Source organism: uncultured Bacteroides sp., from assembly GCF_949298305.1.
Taxonomy (GTDB): Bacteria; Bacteroidota; Bacteroidia; order Bacteroidales; family Bacteroidaceae; genus Bacteroides.
In genome coordinates, this window is sequence record NZ_CASFWU010000002.1 from 22,267 (window position 1) to 39,954 (window position 17,688).

Below are 17,688 nucleotides of genomic sequence, written 5' to 3' on the forward strand. Positions count from 1 at the left end.
GCCTTTCTTCCGTCTATTATCCGTTGTAGCTCCAGCCGCAGTCGTTGTGGTACACCATCAGCCTGCCCATGCCTCCGTCTACGGTGAGGTTGGTGCCGTTGACAAATGTGTTTCGCTCGTCGCAAAGGAAGTCCACGGCACGTACAATGTCTTCTGGCTCGCCCACGCGGACGGACGGATGCTGGCGCAGGTCGCCTTCGCTGTAATGGGGCTCGTAGCTGTCGTCGTGATAGCGGCCGGTGTCAATCCAGCCCGGTGCCACGGAGTTGACACGGGCAATGCCCGACAGACTGACGGCGAGCGCGTGGGTCAGGGCGGTGATTCCGCCTTTGGCTGCCGTGTAGCTCTCGGTGTCGGGTTGCGACTGGAAAGCTCGTGTGGACGAAAGGTTCACAATGGAGCCCAGGCCGTTGAAGTGGTCCTTGAACAGCAGGGACAGCATGTAGGGGGCTGCTACGCCCACTCGTTGGACGTAGAGAAAGTCGTCGTAACTGCAGCCTCCCAGAATGCCGCCGCGCGTCAGGCAGGCATTGTTGATGAGGCAATGGATGCCTTCGGGGTGTTGTGCCAGTATTTCTGCGGCAAAGTCGGTCAGGGCCTGCTTTTCGGCTATGTCGCCCGTATGACCGATGACATTCCAACCTTTCTTTTGTAACCGGGCAACCGTAGCGGCGGTGGCTTCGGCGTCGCTGTCTATGAAGTGTACGGTGTCTCTCTCGGCGGCAAAGTGTTCTACCAGGCAACGGCCGATGCCGTTGGCTCCTCCTGTTACTACTATAATTCTGTTCATCTGTATTTGGCTTTTGTAGTCCGCAAAGATACTAAATTCTTCTTTTCATTACGTTGGTACTATGGGTCAGGCTTTTGATTTCACAAAATACTGGTTGAAAACGATGCCCGACACGATGAGTGCCAGCCCGACGTATGTGCTGAAGACAATCTGCTCGCCCAAAACCACGGCTATGAAGAACAGAGAGAGGAAAGGCGAGAGGTAGCAAAGCTGGTTGACCAGTGCGGGATTATTGGTCTTGCGCATGGCCAGGCTGAAGCAGATGAAGGGAATGCCCATCTCGAAAGCGCCCACATACATGCCGCTCAGGATGCCGGGCAGGGTGTGGAGGTCAACGCCTGTCACCGCGGCGCCCGCCAGCAGGTAGGCCGTGCCGAAGAGGAAACTCATGAACAGGGCCACGCTGCCGTCCGTGCGGTCCTTGTATCGGTTGTTCACCATCCAGTAAGAGGCCCACAGCAGGGCGCTCAGGGCGGCCAGCAGGAGGCCGCTGAGGGGCAACTGCATGTTGCCCGAGCGTCCTGTCCCCACCGAAATGAGCACCACACCGCCCAGGGAGATGAACATGCCGATGTACTTCTTGCGCGGAATGGGCTGACGGGCAAACAGAGCCAGCAGGACCAGCAACACGATGGGCCAGGCGTAGTTGATGGGCTGCGCCACCTGCGCGGGCAGCAGGTCGTAGGCCTTGAACAGCACCAGGTAATAGGCCACAGGATTGAGCACCCCCAACAAAGCGAAGTAGCCCCACTGACGGATGGTCAGAGAGGCTATCAGCCGCCACTTGCGCCGGAAGGTGAGCAACAGGGCAAAGATGACAAGAGAGGTGACGCTGGCTACAAGCAACATCTCAAAGTGAGTGAGATGTTTGAGGGCGATTTTGAAGGCTGTGGCCACGGTAGACCAGCTTAATACGGCCACGCAGGCGTAGACAATGGCCGCGGATTGTCCGCGGCCATTGAGGATTTTGTTTCTGTCAGACATCATTCATTTCAGTATAATCAGTTCACTTTCCATTCGATGACTCCGCCCGAATTGCCTTTTTGCAGCTGGGCGGCAATCTTCAGTCCGGTTGTTTCCACGGGCTTGAAGTCGAGGTGGTTATAGCAATCTTTCTTGACGGTGTACTTGTTCAGTGCCTCCACTTCTTTCCAGCCTTTATCGGTCTTGTAGTACAGTTTCCAGCTTTCGGGCACACGGAAGTTGCCGTCGTAGTGGTCGAAGTCCAGCCAATAGACATCCACGCCGGACACCGTATAGGAGCGGTCGAAGTCGTAGGCCAGTGTTTCCAGCGAACCGTTCTTCAACCACCAGTAGTGGTAAGGCTTGGAAGTATCCGACGAGCGCTTCGGCTCCCATTGGTCATTGACTCCCCAGGCCCATGTCTCCACGGCAGCCGATTCGGGGGCGTCCTTCTGAATAGGCGCCTGAAGCATCAGCGTGCGGGCACGGCTGGCGATGGTGGGCTCGGGCGTGGGACGGGCGAACTCCGCCGCTTCGGGAATCCAGACGGCCATTTGGTCGGCACCACGATTGTTCCAGGTGGAGTAGGGAATGGCCTTGAAAGGAACTTCTTTCACGCTTCCGTCTTTCTCCACTTCGTGGGCTGTGCCCGTCAGTACCATCACTCCGTTCAGCAAATCCGCATCGAAAGTGGCTTCCATCGGGGTTCCGTCGGGAATGAACTTGGTGAACACCGTGCTGTCTGCCTGGTCCTTGCCTTCCAGACAGTAGACAATGGGGCCGCGGCTGATGGCCAGCTTGCCGCGGTCGTCTTCCACCGCTTCGTTGGCGCGGACACGGCGTATGTCCATGGGAAGAGTGAGTTCCACCACGTCGTCCGCCTGCCAGTTGCGGACTACGGTGGCATACCCGTCCGTCAGACTGGCGTCGGCTTTCTTTCCGTTGACCGTGAGGGTGTACTTCCCGTGTCTGTCGGTAAACGAATAGAGGTCGGACGGCACGGGGGCATTCTGTGCCCAGCCGGGAATGCGCAGGCGGAGAGCGAAGCGTCCTTCATGGGCAGGGTTGACGCGTACGGACACTTTGCCTTCCCAGGGATAGGCCGTGGTCTGTTCCAGTTCTACCTCGTTGGTCATAGTCTGCAGGTGGGCCCGGCTCTGTATGTAGAGGTTTACGTAAATGTCATCGCCTTGAGTGGCATACATATAGTTGGGAACGCTGGCCATGAAGCGGGTGATGTTGCCCGGGCAGCAGGCGCACCCGAACCAGCGCTGGCGTTCGTGCTGGCCCATGGACTCCAGCGGATTGTCGTAGAAGAACTTGTCGCCGTCCAGCGATACGCCCGAAAGGACGCCGTTGTAGAGAGCCCGTTCCAGCACGTCGGCATATTTGGCTTCGCCCGTGGCCAGGAACATGCGGTGATTCCAGTACACGTTGGCTATGGAAGCACAGGTCTCGCAGTAGGCGGTATGGTTGTTCAGCTCGTAGTTGGGGCCGAAGCCTTCGCCCTGCGCCCGCGACCCGATGCCGCCGGTGATGTACAGTTTCTTGCCGGCCATGTTCTCCCAGATGCGGCATAGGGCATGGAAGTAGGCCGTGTCGCCCGTCAGTGCGGCCACGTCGGCCACACCGGAGTAGAGATAGCCCGCGCGTACGGCATGGCCCACGATTTCCTCCTGTTGCAGGATGGGCTTGTGGTACTGGCTGTATTGGCTCAGGCGGTGTCCGTCGGTGCCGCGTCCGGTTTCTTCCACAAAGTAGCGGGCTGTTTGCAGGTATTTTTCATTTCCCGTTGTTTTGTAGAGCTTGGCCAACGCCATTTCCACAATGGGATGACCGGAGGGCACATGCTTCTGTCCTTCGCCCGGCCCGAACACCTGGCAGACCAGGTCTGCGTTCCTGACGGCCACGTCCAGCAGGCTGTGTTTGCCCGTGGCCAGAAAGTGGGCCACCGCCGCTTCATACAGGTGTCCGCTGTTATAGAGTTCGTGGCTGTTGATTTTCTCCCAGCGGCTTTTGCCCCACCAACCCGAGAGACGCTCGCAACGGTTGGTGACGCAGGTGGTCAGGTAACCGTCCGGTTCCTGAGCCGCCGCTATCAGTGTGATGACGCTGTCCAGGTAGGCGTCCAAAGCCTTGTCGTATTTCACCGCCAGCGAATAGGAAGCACCCTCTATGATTTTATAGGGGTCGGTGTCGTCGAAAGAGAAATCTCCCCGATGCTCTCCCTTCATCAGCCCGCCCGCAATGGCGAAGTTGTCAAAGCGTCCGTTCTTCTCGCATTCCTTGAATGCTGAAGGGATGGATACGGTGCGGTTGGTCTCGATGCGGGGTGTCCAGAAGGCATCGTCCAGACGGACTTGGGTGAAAGGCACCTCCTCAATCGGTGCGTCGGGTTGTACGTAGGCGGCTTCCGTGCAGGCGCTCATTACGACGAGGGCCACGCAACCCCAAAGGATTCGGTTCGTTTTCTTCATCATGGCAGTTGATAGTAGTAAATAATTGGCATGAAAAGCAGGGCAATGGCCTTTCTCCTTTTTGAGTCATTCGCCAACCCCGCAATCTCATTGGTATCAGTTCTTTTCAGCTGTGCAAAGAAAAGCATTTTTCTCCGGAACGGGGTGGACGATTGTCCACAACTATGAAAGAATCGTGGAGAATGAACGATTCGTGTATGTTTTGGAACATTGTTGCATTCTTTTGGTCTATTTTTCGCTTCTCCTGGTTCGTTTTTCGCACTCCTGTCCTTTCTTGCCGGCCCGAACAGGAATCTCCAGCCTGAAAAATTGTACTAAAATGATACTCTCCCTTCACTTCCCGTTTCCTTTTTTTCGTTTACTTTGCAGACAGAACAAACATAAACCCCAAGAACAGACTGATTATGAACGGTAAAATTCGTCAATTGCTGGTGGCCGCTCTGCTTGTGTGCGCAGGGACGGCCGCGGCCCAAGGCACGGTGGAAGACTATAACCGCGCCTATGCGCTGAGAGGAAAGTTCAGCGCCAACAAAGTCTATTACTCCAACGTCACTCCGCAGTGGATAGGGGGGAGCGACTGCTTCTGGTACGTGCGCAACACGCCCGAAGGACGTGTCTACGTGTCGGTGGACGCCTCGCGGCAGGCAAGGAAAGACCTCTTCGACCACAAGCGCCTGGCAGCCGCGCTGAGCCAGGCCACCGGGCAGGACGTGAAGCCCGGGGCCATCCGGCTGGAGCGGCTGCGCGTCAGCAGCGGGCTGGACACGCTCCGCTTCCACTACGCCAACCGCCAATGGCTTTACGCCGTGCGCAAGAACCGCCTGACGGACGAAGGGGCCGTGCCCGTACCACCCCGGCAGAAGCACTGGATGGAGCGTGACGACGAGAAGGAGGCCGCACCCGCCCTCTCGCCCGACGGCCGCTACACAGCTTACATCAAGAACCATAACATCTGTGTGAAGGAGAACGCCACGGGTAAGGAAAGGCAGCTGAGCCTGGACGGCACGCTGGGCAACTACTACTCGGCCTACATCCGCTGGTCGCCTGACAGCCGCAAGGTGGCCGCCTGCAAAATCCGCCCGACGGAGAAACGCTACGTCTACTACGTGGAGTCCTCGCCCGCCGACCAGCTTCAACCGAAACTTCACAAGCAGGAATATGCCAAGCCCGGCGACGAACTGCCCTTCAAGGTGCCCTGCATCTACGAAGTGGAGACGGGACGAGCCGTCATTCCGCCGACCGGCCTGTTCAGCAGCCAGTATGACCTGTCGGCCCCCGTGTGGGACGCCGACAGCCGTGCCGTCACCTTCGAGTACAACCAGCGCGGACACCAGATTTACCGTGTGCTGGAACTCTCGGCCGAGAGCGGACAGGTGCGTACATTGATAGAGGAGAGCAGTGACAAGTACGTGAACTATCCGCGCCATTTCCGCCACGACCTGAAAGACGGACGCCACATCATCTGGATGAGCGAGCGCGACAACTGGAACCACCTCTACCTCTACGACCGCACCACGGCCCAACCCGTTCGGCAGATTACCCGCGGCGAGTGGTACGTGCGCGAGGTCATCCGGGTGGACGAGGAGGCCCGCGTCATCTACTTTGCCGCCAACGGCATGGAGCCCGGCGAAGACCCCTACCTCATCCGCTACTACCGCATCGGCTTCGACGGCGAGGGACTGACCTGCCTCACGCCCGACGAGGGGATGCACAAAGCCTGGTTCTCGGCAGACATGAACTACCTGGTGGACGTCTACTCGATGGTGGACAAGGCTCCCGTAGCCGTGCTGCGCAGTGCCCGCGACGGGAAAGTGCTGATGCCGCTGGAGACGGCAGACATCAGCCGCCTGCTGGCCGAGGGCTGGAAAGCGCCCGAAGTGTTCGTGGCCAAGGGCCGCGACGGGAAGACGGACATGTGGGGCCTGATTGTGCGGCCCACGAACTTCGACCCGTCCCGGAAGTATCCCGTCATCGAATACATCTACCAGGGCCCCGGCGACCAGTACGTGCCCAAGACCTTCATTTCCTATAACTGGTACATGACCTCGCTGGCCGAACTGGGCTTCATCGTGGTGATGGTGGACGGCATGGGCACCTCCTTCCGCTCGCGCGAGTTCGAGAACGTCTGCTACCAGAACCTGAAGGACGCCGGCCTGCCCGACCACATCGCCTGGATCAAGGCCGCCGCGCAGAAATATCCCTACATGGACATCGGGCGGACGGGCATCTACGGCTGCTCGGCCGGCGGACAGGAATCGACCAACGCCCTGCTGCTCTATCCCGACTTCTACAAGGCCGCCTACTCGGCCTGCGGATGCCACGACAACCGGATGGACAAAATCTGGTGGAACGAACTGTGGATGGGCTACCCCGTAGGCGGGCAGTACAAGGAGTGCTCCAACGTGGAGAACGCCCACCTCTTGCGCCGTCCGCTGATGCTGGTGGTGGGCGAGATGGACGACAACGTGGACCCGGCCTCGACCATGCAGGTGGTGAACGCCCTGATAAAGGCCAACAAGGACTTCGAGCTGGTGGTCATTCCCGGCGCCCGCCACACCATGGGCGAGGACTTCGGCGAGCACAAGCGCTACGACTTCTTTGTGCGCCATCTGATGGGGCAGAATCCGCCGCGGTGGGAGGACATCAAGTACAATTGAGAAAAGAAAAGCCTGGCGTTGGAGCTGTTGCCTCCCGAGATGGATTGTCAGATGTCCGACGCCCCGTCCGGTACAGGCTGGCAAAGCCTGTCACCATTGATTATTAACCCTTGCTTATACAGTCAACGACATGAACAACCTTATCTACTCCCCGTCGCCCGAGCGTTACTCAGGCGGCATGCAATACCGCCGTTGCGGACGCAGCGGCATCCTGCTTCCCGAAGTCTCGCTGGGCCTGTGGCACAACTTCGGCGACGTCAACACCCTGTCCAACGCCCAGGCCATGGCCCATTATGCCTTCGACCGGGGCATCACCCACTTCGACCTGGCCAACAACTACGGCCCCTCGCCCGGCTCGGCCGAGGAGACCTTCGGGCTGATTATGAAAAAGTCGTTCATGCCCTATCGGGACGAGCTGTTCATCTCCACCAAGGCGGGACACCCGATGTGGCCCGGCCCCTACGGCGACTGGGGTTCGAGGAAGTCGCTGATGGCCAGTCTGGACCAGAGCCTGAAGCGGATGAACCTGGACTACGTGGACATCTTCTACACCCACCGCTACGACCCCGAGACGCCCTTGGAAGAGACGCTGCAGGCGTTGGTGGACATTGTGAGGCGCGGAAAGGCGCTCTACGTGGGCCTCTCCAAATATCCGGCAGACAAGGCCGCCTTTGCCTACCGCTATCTGGCGGAGAGGGACGTCCACTGCCTGCTCTATCAGGGACGCTACAACCTCTTCAACCGCGAGCCCGAAGCCCAAGGCATCCTGCGCCAGGCCCGTGAGAACGGGACGGGCTTCATCGCCTTCTCGCCCCTGGCGCAAGGGCTGCTGACCGACCGCTACCTGAACGGCATCCCCGAAGACTCGCGCATAGCCCGGGGCGGATTCCTGAAGAAAGAGGCGCTGACCGCAGACGTGCTGGCCAAGGTGGAGGCGCTGAACGCCCTGGCCCTGCGCCGCGGACAGACGCTGGCCGAGATGTCGCTGGCCTGGCTGCTGAAGGACGAGGCGGTGACGTCCGTCATCGTGGGCGCCAGCTCCGTAGGCCAGCTGGCGGACAACCTGAAAGCCCTTGAGCAGACAACCTTCGCCGCCGACGAGCTGGAAGAGATAGAGAAGATACTGCGGATGTAACACGCCCCGGACAACTTGGGGCATACCGACAGACGGCTGCGGGTTACAAGCCTTGAGACAGGAAGTCTCGCGTACTTGTAACCCGCAGCCTGTTGTATGCTGTCCGCCGGAGTGGGGGCGGACGCGTCGTCATGCCGGGCGAGCTTCTTCGGGATGGGTGCCGGCACTCCTTGAAAGGTGCCGCAGGAAGGGTGTCCGCATCCCGTTTGCAGGAAGCTTGCTTCGTCCGCGGGGCATGCTTGCTTCGTCCGCAGACGAAGCAAGCACGGTGCATGGACGAAGCAAGCATGGCCTAAGCGCTGATTTTCAGGGCCGGATTTCCTGCCTGCACAAGCCGGTTCCGCCAAGCGGGCCGGGCCGGCTGTCGGCATGCAGGGAATCCCGTTCCTCAGAAAGCCATACCTACACGCAGGCCGAAGTTGTCCAGTCCGTCGACGCTGTAAGTCATCAGGTCGCCCTTGTTGGTTCCGTAGCTGTAGTAGGCGGCTACGTGCAATCCCGGTCCGTAAGCCCACGGATAGATGTTCATGCCAACCTCGGGCGATACATAGAAGCCCCAGGTGTCCTTGCTGGTCTCAAACACGTTGAAGGTGGACTTCATCTGTGCATACTCGGCCCCCAGCTTCACGCCCAGGTAGGGCTGGAAGGCTCCGCCACGGTTGAACGTGTAGCGGCTGGCCAGACCGAAAGGAAGCTGGAACAGCGTGTGCTGCTGGTCGGTATTCAGACTGCCGCTTTCGCCGTAGGGCAGGGTCTGGCGTCCGAAATACTCGTGGTTGCTGTGGTAGGAAAGGAAAAGTCCCAGCGCATAATTCGGAGTCAGGAAATAGCCTCCTTCAAAGTTCATGCCCCAGCCGCTGCCATTGTCGGCAAAATGGTTGCCCAGGGGGAAGTTATACTGCCAGTCGATGTTGGCATAACAGTTGTCCGTCAGTTGCGCCTTGGCCGGCATCGCGAAGGCAAGGGTCAAAGCCGTTACCGCCAATATTTTGGCAGCCATGTATTTGATTGTTCTCATACGAATGAATGATTGATGGTAAATGTTGGATAGAATGGTTGGTGATGAACGACGGATTTCATTCCGCGTTCAAGTAAGGTGACTGGATAAATGCCTGGTTGACGCCCTGCACGGCCAGCTTGAGGTTGAATGAGGTGGAGTTGCTCAGCAGTCCCGTCATATAGCAGTTCCACAACACGGGCAGTTTGGCGCTTGTTCCCTGCGGAGCGTCCAGGTTCAGCAGCTCGGCAATGAAGGAACCGGTGCTGTACGAATAGCTCACGGCATACGGATAGTAGCATCCGCCCCAGTTGCCCCAGTAAGGAGCTCCCCAGTAGCCGGGATAGTTCCACCAGTTGCCATAGTCTGCAAAGTAGTAGGTGCTCTTGATGTAGCTTACCTGCAAGCCGAGGTCGGCTTCCTCACGGTCGTCCACGCGGAAGTAGCCGCGGTTGGTCATGTTCTCCACATAGGCATTGAGAATCTCCTGGGCGTTGTCGTCTTTCCAGTATTCAGCCTCTTTGGAGTCGCCGATGATGAGAATGCTGTCCGGCAGGTAGTAGGTTGCGAAGGAGCCGAAATCGGCCTTCTGGTCGTAATCGGTATAAACCAGATAGTTGTTGTCCAGTTTATCCGTGTCCGGATCCTTTTCGCAAGCGGCGAAAGTCAGGACTGTCAATAATAAGGGAATTAATTTCTTCATACTTTTATAATTGTTTAGGTTTAAAAAAAAAGTCCGTTCCTATGGTACCTTAGGCCTTTCCACAAAGAACAAGAGCGGACTTAAAAGGTTCGGAGCATGAAGAAAAAAAACGGGGAAGCGCAGTCGGGCGCAATCTACTTCAGCGCGTCGTAAAGCACTTCCTGGATGCGGGTGCGGATGTCCATCTTCATCAGTTTGGTGTTCCACACCTCGGGATAGATGCGGTTGCAGAGGAATACGTAGACCAGGCGGTTGTCCGGGTCTACCCATGCGCAGGTGCCCGTAAAGCCGGTGTGCCCGTAGACCGAGCGGGGCGCCGACTCCGCACAGGGGCTCTTGGCGGGGTTCGTCGGGTCGGGCTTGTCAAATCCCAGTCCGCGGCGGCTCCGTTTGGACACGGTGGTGGTGAACAGACGGCAGGTCTCCGGACTCAGGTAGCGTTTCCCGTCCAGTTCGCCGCCGTTGAGCAGCATCTGGTAGATGCTGGCCACCTCCGTGGCGTTGGAGAACAGGCCCGCATTGCCCGAAACGCCTCCCTGGAAGGCGGCCGATTCATCGTGTACGTAGCCCTGAAGCACCGTCTTCCGCAGGAACGGGTCGGCTGCCGAGGGGACAATCTCGTCCTTCTTCAGCCTGCGCAGGGGCAGGAAGCCGGTGCGCCGCAGGCCCATAGGGGCGTAGAACTCCTGTTCCAGGAAAGCGTCCAGCGACATTCCCGAACGGGCTTCTACCAGCTGCTGCAGCAGGATGAAACCCACGCAGCTGTAACGGTAGCGCTTGTCTTTCAGCGGCGCGTCGGCTATCTTTTGCAGATAGGTCTGCCTGAAGGTACTGTCCAGCCACAGGCTGTCGCACACCTGCAGTGTATAAGGACCCTTGCCCGTCTTGGAGGTAAGCCCTTTCAGAAAGCTGAAATCAGGATTGGCCCAGGTGCGGCTTCCGATGCGTGCCGGGTGCAGCTTGTCCGGTGCGGCCTTGAACAGACGGTCCGGATAGCTCTCCTTGTCGATGGCTTCCAGGTAGAACAGCAGGGTGGAGGGCAGTCCCGATTCGTGAAACAGGAGTTCGCGCACGGTGATGTTCCGCTTGTCCGTGTCGTGCAGGAAGGGCAGGTAGTCGGCCACGCGGTCTGTCAGGCTGATGCGGCCCTTGTCGTACAGTTTCATCACGGCCAGCAGCGTACCTGTGGTCTTGGTAAGCGAGGCGATGTCATACACGTCCGTCGGAGTGACGGGGCGTGCCTTTGCGCCTTTACCGCCTTCTCCGCTCCAGGTATGTGTGCCGAATGCCTTGTTATATAAAGTCTTCCCGTCTTTCAGCACCACAATCTGGCAGCCCGGATAGGCTTTCTCCCGGATGCCTTCCTCGGCAATGGCGTCAATCCGTGCCAGTTGCTTCGAGCTTACGGCATAGTCCTCGGGAATGGACTTCGGTTGTGCCTGCAAGCCCAGGGTTATGCCCGCACCCGTTGGGTACAGTTGGCCCAGACTGGCCGACAGCCTGCCGTCCGCCCGTGCCTCTCCGTAGAGGATGGCCGCCACCCGGCGTTGCACGTCGTCGTTGGAAGAGTGGGCCAGGACAACCGCTCCGGCCGCTTCCACTCCACGCTGTATCTGAAGCATCTGCTTGCCGGGAATGAAAAACAGATAGGCCGTAGGCACCTGGGGGCGGAAGTTGGCAAAGAAGGAGCGGTAAGCGCTCAGTCGTTGCTCCGTCACGCAAACCAGAATGCGCTTGTAGGCTGCCAGCGAGTCCTGCAACTGCCGGCTTTCGGCAGCGGTCATCTCCTTGGGCAACCGGATTTCGACCGGGCGGGTGTAGGCCGACAAGGCTTGGATGAAGGGGCGTAGTTCTTCTTTCGCCCCCACATTCAATACCGCCACTTCCCTGACGCCTGCATCCAGGGGCAGCAGGTCCGCGCGGTTGTCCAGCACGGTGATGGCTGCCTGGTTCAGTTCCTTAATCAGGGCACGGGTCTTGGGTGTGTTGATGCGGTTTTCCAAACCCGAAAGCCGGACGGAAGGCTTCTTCTTCAGTCCCAGCGCATATTTGTAGGTGAGCACCTTGCGGCACTTCTGGTTGATTTCGTTCTCGGTCAGTTCGCCGCGCTTCAGTGCGTCCATCACCGCCTCTACTTCCTCCTTGATGCGACGGGGCACCAGCAACAGGTCGTGTCCGGCTTTCAGCGCCTGGAGGCAGAGGGTGGAAACGTCTCCCACGCCCTTCATGGCCAGTGCGTCGGTAAAGGTAAGCCCTTGGAACTGCAGCTCTTCGCGAAGCAGGTTGTGCACCACGCTCCGCGAGAGCGAGGAAGGTACTCCGGCCTGCTCTTCAATGGCCGGCACTTCCAGATGTCCCACCATCATGCCGCCCAGTCTGGCGGCAATGGCTTTCCTGAACGGATAGAGTTCGATGCTGTCCAGTCTTTCGCGGCTGAAGGGCAGCAGCGGCAGGGCCTTGTGCGAGTCCGTATCGGTGTCGCCGTGTCCGGGGAAGTGCTTGCAGACGGAGAGGACGCCTCCCTCCTCCAGCCCCGTGGCGTAGGCCACTACCTTGTTGGCCACGTTCACTGGGTCTTCGCCGAAAGAACGGGTGTTGATGACAGGGTTCTGCGGATTGATGTTGACGTCGGCCACCGGGGCAAAGTTGACCTGCACGCCCAGTTCCCTGCACTGGCGTGCCATTTCGAGACCGTAGGCATGAATCAGGGAGTCATTCCGGATGCAGCCCAGCACCATGTTGCGCGGAAAGACAGGCGTCCCTTTCAGGCGCATGGAAAGCCCCCATTCGCCGTCGAAGGTAATCAGCAGGGGAACGTCGGCCATCTTCTGCGCCTCGTTGGTCAGTGTCACCTGGTTCTGCATCAGGCCGCCCGAGAAGAGCAGGCCGCCCACCTTGTATTCCTTTACGACTTTACGCAGCAGGTTCCGGTTGGATTCATTGGTTTGCGGAGCAATGGTATAGATGAAAAGCTGTCCGACCTTTTCCTTCGGGCTCAGTGTGGCCATCACCGAGTCCACCCATTGCCGGCAGTGTGCGTTTTCGGTCAATGAGCGCACCAGGCCCGGCTTTTCCGGGGCGGTGCTGCCGTCGGGGAAGGCATATCGCTTGGCGTCCGAGACGAATTGTCCACAGTTACCGACACAAAGCAACAAAAACAATATCAGCTTTTTCATGGTATCCATTCTCCTGTTTCCTTTCAATTATCAATCCGCTTTCTCTTCTTCAATCAGGCTCTTATAGATGACTTCCTGTATTTCTTTGATTATCTCCATGTCGGCCAGTCTGGTGTTCCAGGCATGAGGGCACTGGCGGTTGCTCAAGAAGACATAAATCAGGTCGTTCTGTGGGTCTGCCCAAACCGCCGTGCCGGAAAAACCGTTCTGGCCGAAAACGGCAGCCGGAGCCTGAGCCGCACAAGGACTTCTCATGGGGATGGAAACATCGGGGCGGTCAAAGCCCAATCCGCTGCGGCTGCGTTGGGAAGTTTCGGTGGTAAACAAGCGGCAGGTTTGTTCGCTTAGATAACGCTTCCCCCTCCATTCGCCTCCATTGAGCAGCATCTGGTAAATCTTTGCCAGCTCTTCGGCCGTAGAGAACAGGCCTGCATTGCCCGAAACGCCGCCCAGACAGGCTGCCGCCTCATCATACACGTAACCGCACAAATCCTGCCGGCGGAGAAAATCGTTGGTGGCTGTCGGTATGATTTCTTCCTTCGGGTACTTGGAAAGCGGTAGGAACATAGTGCGCAGCAGGCCCATGGGCGCGTAGAACTCTTTGGCCACGTACAAGTCCATGGGAAGTCCCGAAAGCTTTTCGACAACCTGCTGCAAAAGGATGAATCCTACCTGGCTGTATATATAACGCCTGCCTTCGAGGTCGCTCCGTGCGATTTGCTGGAGGATGGTGTTCTTGAAGCTTTTGTTCATCCACATGTCTTCGGCCATGTGCAGGGTGTGGTTGGTTGTCTTTTGTGAAGAGACCAGCCCTTTCTTGAACTTGAAGTCCGAGCAGAAATAGCTGTGTTCGCTTATTCGGGTTTTGTGCCACTGGTCTTCCCAACTTTGCGCATACGGTCCGTGTACGGAGTTGGGGTCTATGGCTTCTATGTAGAAGCGGAGGTGTGGCGGCAGTCCCGATTCGTGCAACAGCAAATCCCGGAGTGTGATGTTGGCCTTGTTTCCGGTACGCATCTGGGGTACGTATTTGGAGATTTTATCGTCCAGATTCAGTTTGCCTTCATCATACAGCTTCATTACGGCCAATACCGTAGCGGCCGACATGGTCAGCGAAGAGAGGTCGAACAAATCGGTCGGGCGTACCGAAGTGGTGTCTTTGTCGGAATGTGTACCGAAACCTTTGTCATACACAGCCTTGCCGTCTTTCAGTACCAAAATGCGGCATCCCGGATACGCTCCTTCCGTCACTCCCTGCCGGGCAAGCCTGTCCACCTGATGCAGGATGTATGATTTCATGCCCAGGTCTTCGGGAATCAGTTTTCCGGGCTTCATGCCGGGCAGGATGTCGCATCCGGCACCGGCCGGGAACGTTCTGCCGACATCGACTGCCAGCCTGCCGCCTGCCGGAACCTGGGCAAACAGCAAATCGGCTACGTATTGCTGCAAGTCGGGTTCCATGGAGTGGGCCAGAATCATTGCGCTCGAGCGGGATACTGCCGGTTCAAGCGTCAGCAGCGGGTAATAATAGGGTGAGAAGAATGTGTAGACTACCGGCATCTGCAACTCCAGACCGTTCAGGAAATCGCCCATCTGGTCGTCGACAAAGAACTTTTCCTTGTTCATGACATTGATAATGACCCGGCGGAAGGAGCGCAGTTTACGGGCCGTCTCCTGCCACCCGGCTTCATCGACAGACTGGGAAAGGTGGAAGGACGTAATCTGCGTATGCTTTTTCAGGGCTTCCACAAAGACGGAGTCCGTTCCTTCCTCGGTCATGCTCAGTACTGCTATGCCTCCCTCTACCGGAGACAGAGGCAGGCTGTTGAAATAGTTGTGTGTCACGGTTATGGCTGCCTGGCGCAACTGCCTGGCCAGCTTCTGCGCCTCTTCCGAGTTGATGCGGAAACTCAGACCGCTGACCTGCAGCTGGCTTTGGGGGGCATTCAGCCCTGCCCGGTGCTTGTAGGCCAGCATCTTGCGGCATCGGGCGTCGAGGTCGGACTCGGACAGCTTGCCAAGCCGGAGCGAATCCAGCAGCACTGCCACTTTGCCCGGGCGGACTACGTAGGCCCAGTCGGCGATGTCCGTCCCTTCCGCAGAGTCATCGAAGACCATGCCCAGTTCGTTAAATTCGCGTTTCATTTCCTGGCGGTAGGCCTGCAACAGCGTTTGGTCTGCAATGCAGGCCAGGGCTTCGTCGCCGGGAAATACGGGAACCCCCGACAGGCAGTCCGACAGCCGCTGTCCGTTGGTCGTAACCAGCAGCGGCGCCACGGCATCCTTGCGGGCCAGATTGGTCAGTATGGCCTGCTCTTCGGCGGTTCCACCCTTGAAAATCAGTCCGCCTACCTTGTACTTCTTTACCAGGTCGCGCACCAGCCTTTTGGTCTGGCGGTCGGCTCGTGCCGGCACGGTTACAACCATTAACTGCCCGGCCTTCTCGTCCACTGTCCATGCGGAGGCGATGGAGTCTGCCCACTGACGGCCTGCGCCGTCCGAAACATCCGATGCGTTTCCCTGCAAGACAGACATTTGCAGCAGAATCAAAATGAATGCAGGCACGCGCAATAAAAAGCTTTTTCTCATGATTGGTTCGTTTAGTTATATTCTGTATATGCCCCTTGTCCAAGGGGAACGGCCGGCGCCTGTTCAGCGTCCCTCTAAGGTCAGCTTCAGTTGGCCGACGTACACCCCGCTTTTGCCCACGTGCATTACCGGTATGCTACGGCCTTCGGCGTTCAGGTACATGGCCGGCTGCTTCATGTAGGTGTGGGTATGTCCGCCCAGCACCACGTCAATGTAGCGTGACGTGGACACCAGGTGGTCGTCATACTCCGTAGAAGGCTCCGCGCCCGGCATGACGCCCAGGTGGGACAGGCAGATGACGACGTCGCATTCCTCCTGCTCCTTCAGCAGGGCGGCCACCTCTTGTGCGGCCGTTGCCGGGTCGCTGTATTTCACACCCTTGCACTTGTCGGACTGCACCAGTCCCTCCAGCTTGGGACCTACGCCCAGTACGCCTATCTTCAGGCCGTTCTTTTCCAGCACGACGTAGGGTTTCACAAGGCCTTCGAGCACCGTGCCCGTCACGTCGTAGTTGGCACAGACCACCGGAAAGTCGGCCATCTTGAACAGCCGTGCCAGGTTCTCCATGCCGAAGTCGAATTCGTGGTTGCCTATGGTCATGGCGTCATAGCCCATCAGGTTCATGGCCTTTATTTCCACTTCGCCTTTGAACATATTATAATAAGGTGTACCCTGCGAGATGTCGCCGCAGTCGAAGAGCAGCATGTCGGGATGTTCCTCGCGGAACTGCTTGACAAAAGCGGTGCGCCTCACGATGCCGCCCATGTTGGCGTTGGGGTCGGCCGTATGGGCCTCGATGGGTTCAATGCGGCTGTGCGTGTCGCTGGTTTGCAGGATAAACAACTGCTTGGTGCGTTGGGCGGACAGGCTCATGGCCGTGCAGGCCAACAGCAGCAACAGGATGTATCTGATTGGTTTCATCTTCTTGTCTGTTTTCGGTTTTCAATATTCCAGTTTCCTTTCTCTTATTTTCCGGCTTTGACCGTAATCCGTCCCTCCAGGGCCGAGGCCACCTTCTTTCCCTCTGCGGTCTGCTTCTCTACGTATTGCAGGAAAAGGTTCCGCAGGGTGGCCCCTTCGGGGCAGTCGCAGCTTTGTGCGTTCAGCAGGGCTGTCATGCCGTCGTTGCCTTCGGCCAGATAGTCGATGGTGGCTACCGAGTAGAGGCGCTCGTCGTCAATGGGGCGTCCGCCAATGGTGGCGTCCAGCAGTTGTCCGTCGGCCGATATTTCCATCTTCACGCCGCTCACTCCCTCGCCGCCACGTGCCGCGATGTTCTGCAGCAGCTGCCGCAGCACATCGCCCGAAAGCGTCAGTACGCAGAGCGAGTTCTCAAAAGGCAATATTTCGTACACATGGCCGTAGGTGATGGTTCCCGCGCTCAGTACGCTGCGCAGTCCGCCTACGTTCACCAGTCCCATGTCGGCCGGAATGCCGATGACCTGTGAACCTGCCTCACGGAGCACGTCGGCCACCAGATTGGAGAGCAGGTCTTCCGGGCGCTTGCTGTCCATGCTCATTTCAGCTTCGCCCACCACGCGTCCCATCACACTGTCCACCGCTGCCTTGTAGGGCTTCAGCATGGCCACCGCTTCCGCGTCGGGGCGGGCGTCCCATGTGCTGTCCATCGCTACGCGGGTGCCCTCTACCTGGGTTACTTCATAGGAATAGCAGGAACCCAAGGTCCATGCTCCGCTCAACAGGAGCCCCCCGATGAGGCTCCGACAAAACTTCTTCATATTCTTGGTTGTTTTTTTTATTCGTGCAAATATACTCCTTCTTTTGAGAATTAGCAGACGGTCATTAAAAAATAATAAATCGGGCCTTGCAAGTTTTTATTTTCGAGGAATCGGGCTTGAATCAGGCCGCCGGAGGAAAGGGAAAAGTCATCCCGGCGCAAACCGCTTACGGATAGTGCGTTGTGTGGAAATGTGAACGGCGGGAGCGGAATGGCTGTGCGGGTCGGGGGCGGTGCTCTTCTTCCGTTTGCAGGACGCTTGCACGGTCCGCGGACGATGCTTGCATGGTCTGCGGACGATGCTTGCATGGTCTGCGGCGGCTGCGGATGACCTCTTTCCGCTGCCCTGCGGGCGGACTTGGCGAGGTGCGCGCTGTGAAATATTGTCCGTGTCAGCTTCCCCCTTGGAGCCGGGTGGCACGGATGCCGGACGGGGGGATAAGGGCGGACCGGAGGTCAATTG

Annotated in this window: 11 protein-coding genes; 2 read left to right on the top strand and 9 right to left on the bottom strand. The window is 58.2% G+C overall.

Annotated elements, in window-relative coordinates:
• Positions 1-16: 16 nt before the first annotated feature.
• From Q1Y74_RS00395 to Q1Y74_RS00405, 3 genes are all read right to left on the bottom strand, one after another.
• Positions 17-790, bottom strand: coding sequence for an SDR family oxidoreductase (locus tag Q1Y74_RS00395; RefSeq protein ID WP_300811712.1), 774 nt, complete (start codon positions 788-790; stop codon positions 17-19).
• A gap of 66 nt (positions 791-856) precedes the next feature.
• Positions 857-1,777 (bottom strand): DMT family transporter, encoded by a 921-nt coding sequence (locus Q1Y74_RS00400; protein WP_300811713.1) that lies wholly within the window; start codon positions 1,775-1,777, stop codon positions 857-859.
• A 14-nt stretch (positions 1,778-1,791) separates the two neighbouring features.
• On the bottom strand, positions 1,792-4,230 hold the full coding sequence (locus Q1Y74_RS00405) for a glycoside hydrolase family 127 protein (RefSeq protein WP_300811739.1): 2,439 nt from the start codon (positions 4,228-4,230) through the stop codon (positions 1,792-1,794).
• A 401-nt stretch (positions 4,231-4,631) separates the two neighbouring features.
• Between Q1Y74_RS00405 and Q1Y74_RS00410 the strand changes: the two genes are divergently transcribed.
• Together Q1Y74_RS00410 and Q1Y74_RS00415 are read left to right on the top strand one after the other, a co-directional pair.
• Complete coding sequence (locus tag Q1Y74_RS00410; protein ID WP_300811740.1) at positions 4,632-6,887, top strand: S9 family peptidase; 2,256 nt, start codon at positions 4,632-4,634, stop codon at positions 6,885-6,887.
• 130 nt (positions 6,888-7,017) lie between these two features.
• On the top strand, positions 7,018-8,022 hold the full coding sequence (locus Q1Y74_RS00415; RefSeq protein WP_300811714.1) for an aldo/keto reductase: 1,005 nt from the start codon (positions 7,018-7,020) through the stop codon (positions 8,020-8,022).
• Between the two features lie 388 nt (positions 8,023-8,410).
• On the opposite strand, the gene Q1Y74_RS00420 is transcribed toward Q1Y74_RS00415, so the two are convergent.
• The 6 genes from Q1Y74_RS00420 to Q1Y74_RS00445 all read right to left on the bottom strand — a co-directional run bounded on the left by Q1Y74_RS00420 (position 8,411) and on the right by Q1Y74_RS00445 (position 17,226).
• Positions 8,411-9,040 carry a porin family protein gene (locus tag Q1Y74_RS00420; protein WP_300811715.1) on the bottom strand — a complete coding sequence of 210 codons (630 nt, stop codon included), beginning with the start codon at positions 9,038-9,040 and terminating at the stop codon, positions 8,411-8,413.
• Positions 9,041-9,098: 58 nt separating this feature from the next.
• Positions 9,099-9,722 carry a DUF4136 domain-containing protein gene (locus Q1Y74_RS00425; protein WP_300811716.1) on the bottom strand — a complete coding sequence of 208 codons (624 nt, stop codon included), beginning with the start codon at positions 9,720-9,722 and terminating at the stop codon, positions 9,099-9,101.
• Between the two features lie 134 nt (positions 9,723-9,856).
• Positions 9,857-12,898 (bottom strand): glycoside hydrolase family 3 N-terminal domain-containing protein, encoded by a 3,042-nt coding sequence (locus Q1Y74_RS00430; protein ID WP_300811741.1) that lies wholly within the window; start codon positions 12,896-12,898, stop codon positions 9,857-9,859.
• A 30-nt stretch (positions 12,899-12,928) separates the two neighbouring features.
• Entirely contained in the window at positions 12,929-15,487 is a 2,559-nt protein-coding gene (locus Q1Y74_RS00435; protein WP_300811717.1) for a serine hydrolase, read from the bottom strand.
• Positions 15,488-15,550: 63 nt separating this feature from the next.
• Positions 15,551-16,408, bottom strand: coding sequence for a bifunctional UDP-sugar hydrolase/5'-nucleotidase (locus Q1Y74_RS00440; RefSeq protein WP_300811718.1), 858 nt, complete (start codon positions 16,406-16,408; stop codon positions 15,551-15,553).
• Between the two features lie 44 nt (positions 16,409-16,452).
• Positions 16,453-17,226: a 5'-nucleotidase gene (locus tag Q1Y74_RS00445; protein ID WP_300811719.1), complete on the bottom strand. Its 774-nt coding sequence runs from the start codon at positions 17,224-17,226 to the stop codon at positions 16,453-16,455.
• Positions 17,227-17,688 lie beyond the last annotated feature (462 nt).

What these genes read in the sequence shown, in the direction of transcription:
- Q1Y74_RS00395 (WP_300811712.1), bottom strand. Translation starts at nt 790, where the DNA reads ATGAACAGAATTATAGTAGTAACAGGAGGAGCCAACGGCATCGGCCGT.
- Q1Y74_RS00400 (WP_300811713.1), bottom strand. Translation starts at nt 1,777, where the DNA reads ATGATGTCTGACAGAAACAAAATCCTCAATGGCCGCGGACAATCCGCG.
- Q1Y74_RS00405 (WP_300811739.1), bottom strand. Translation starts at nt 4,230, where the DNA reads ATGAAGAAAACGAACCGAATCCTTTGGGGTTGCGTGGCCCTCGTCGTA.
- Q1Y74_RS00415 (WP_300811714.1), top strand. Translation starts at nt 7,018, where the DNA reads ATGAACAACCTTATCTACTCCCCGTCGCCCGAGCGTTACTCAGGCGGC.
- Q1Y74_RS00420 (WP_300811715.1), bottom strand. Translation starts at nt 9,040, where the DNA reads ATGAGAACAATCAAATACATGGCTGCCAAAATATTGGCGGTAACGGCT.
- Q1Y74_RS00425 (WP_300811716.1), bottom strand. Translation starts at nt 9,722, where the DNA reads ATGAAGAAATTAATTCCCTTATTATTGACAGTCCTGACTTTCGCCGCT.
- Q1Y74_RS00430 (WP_300811741.1), bottom strand. Translation starts at nt 12,898, where the DNA reads ATGAAAAAGCTGATATTGTTTTTGTTGCTTTGTGTCGGTAACTGTGGA.
- Q1Y74_RS00435 (WP_300811717.1), bottom strand. Translation starts at nt 15,487, where the DNA reads ATGAGAAAAAGCTTTTTATTGCGCGTGCCTGCATTCATTTTGATTCTG.
- Q1Y74_RS00440 (WP_300811718.1), bottom strand. Translation starts at nt 16,408, where the DNA reads ATGAAACCAATCAGATACATCCTGTTGCTGCTGTTGGCCTGCACGGCC.
- Q1Y74_RS00445 (WP_300811719.1), bottom strand. Translation starts at nt 17,226, where the DNA reads ATGAAGAAGTTTTGTCGGAGCCTCATCGGGGGGCTCCTGTTGAGCGGA.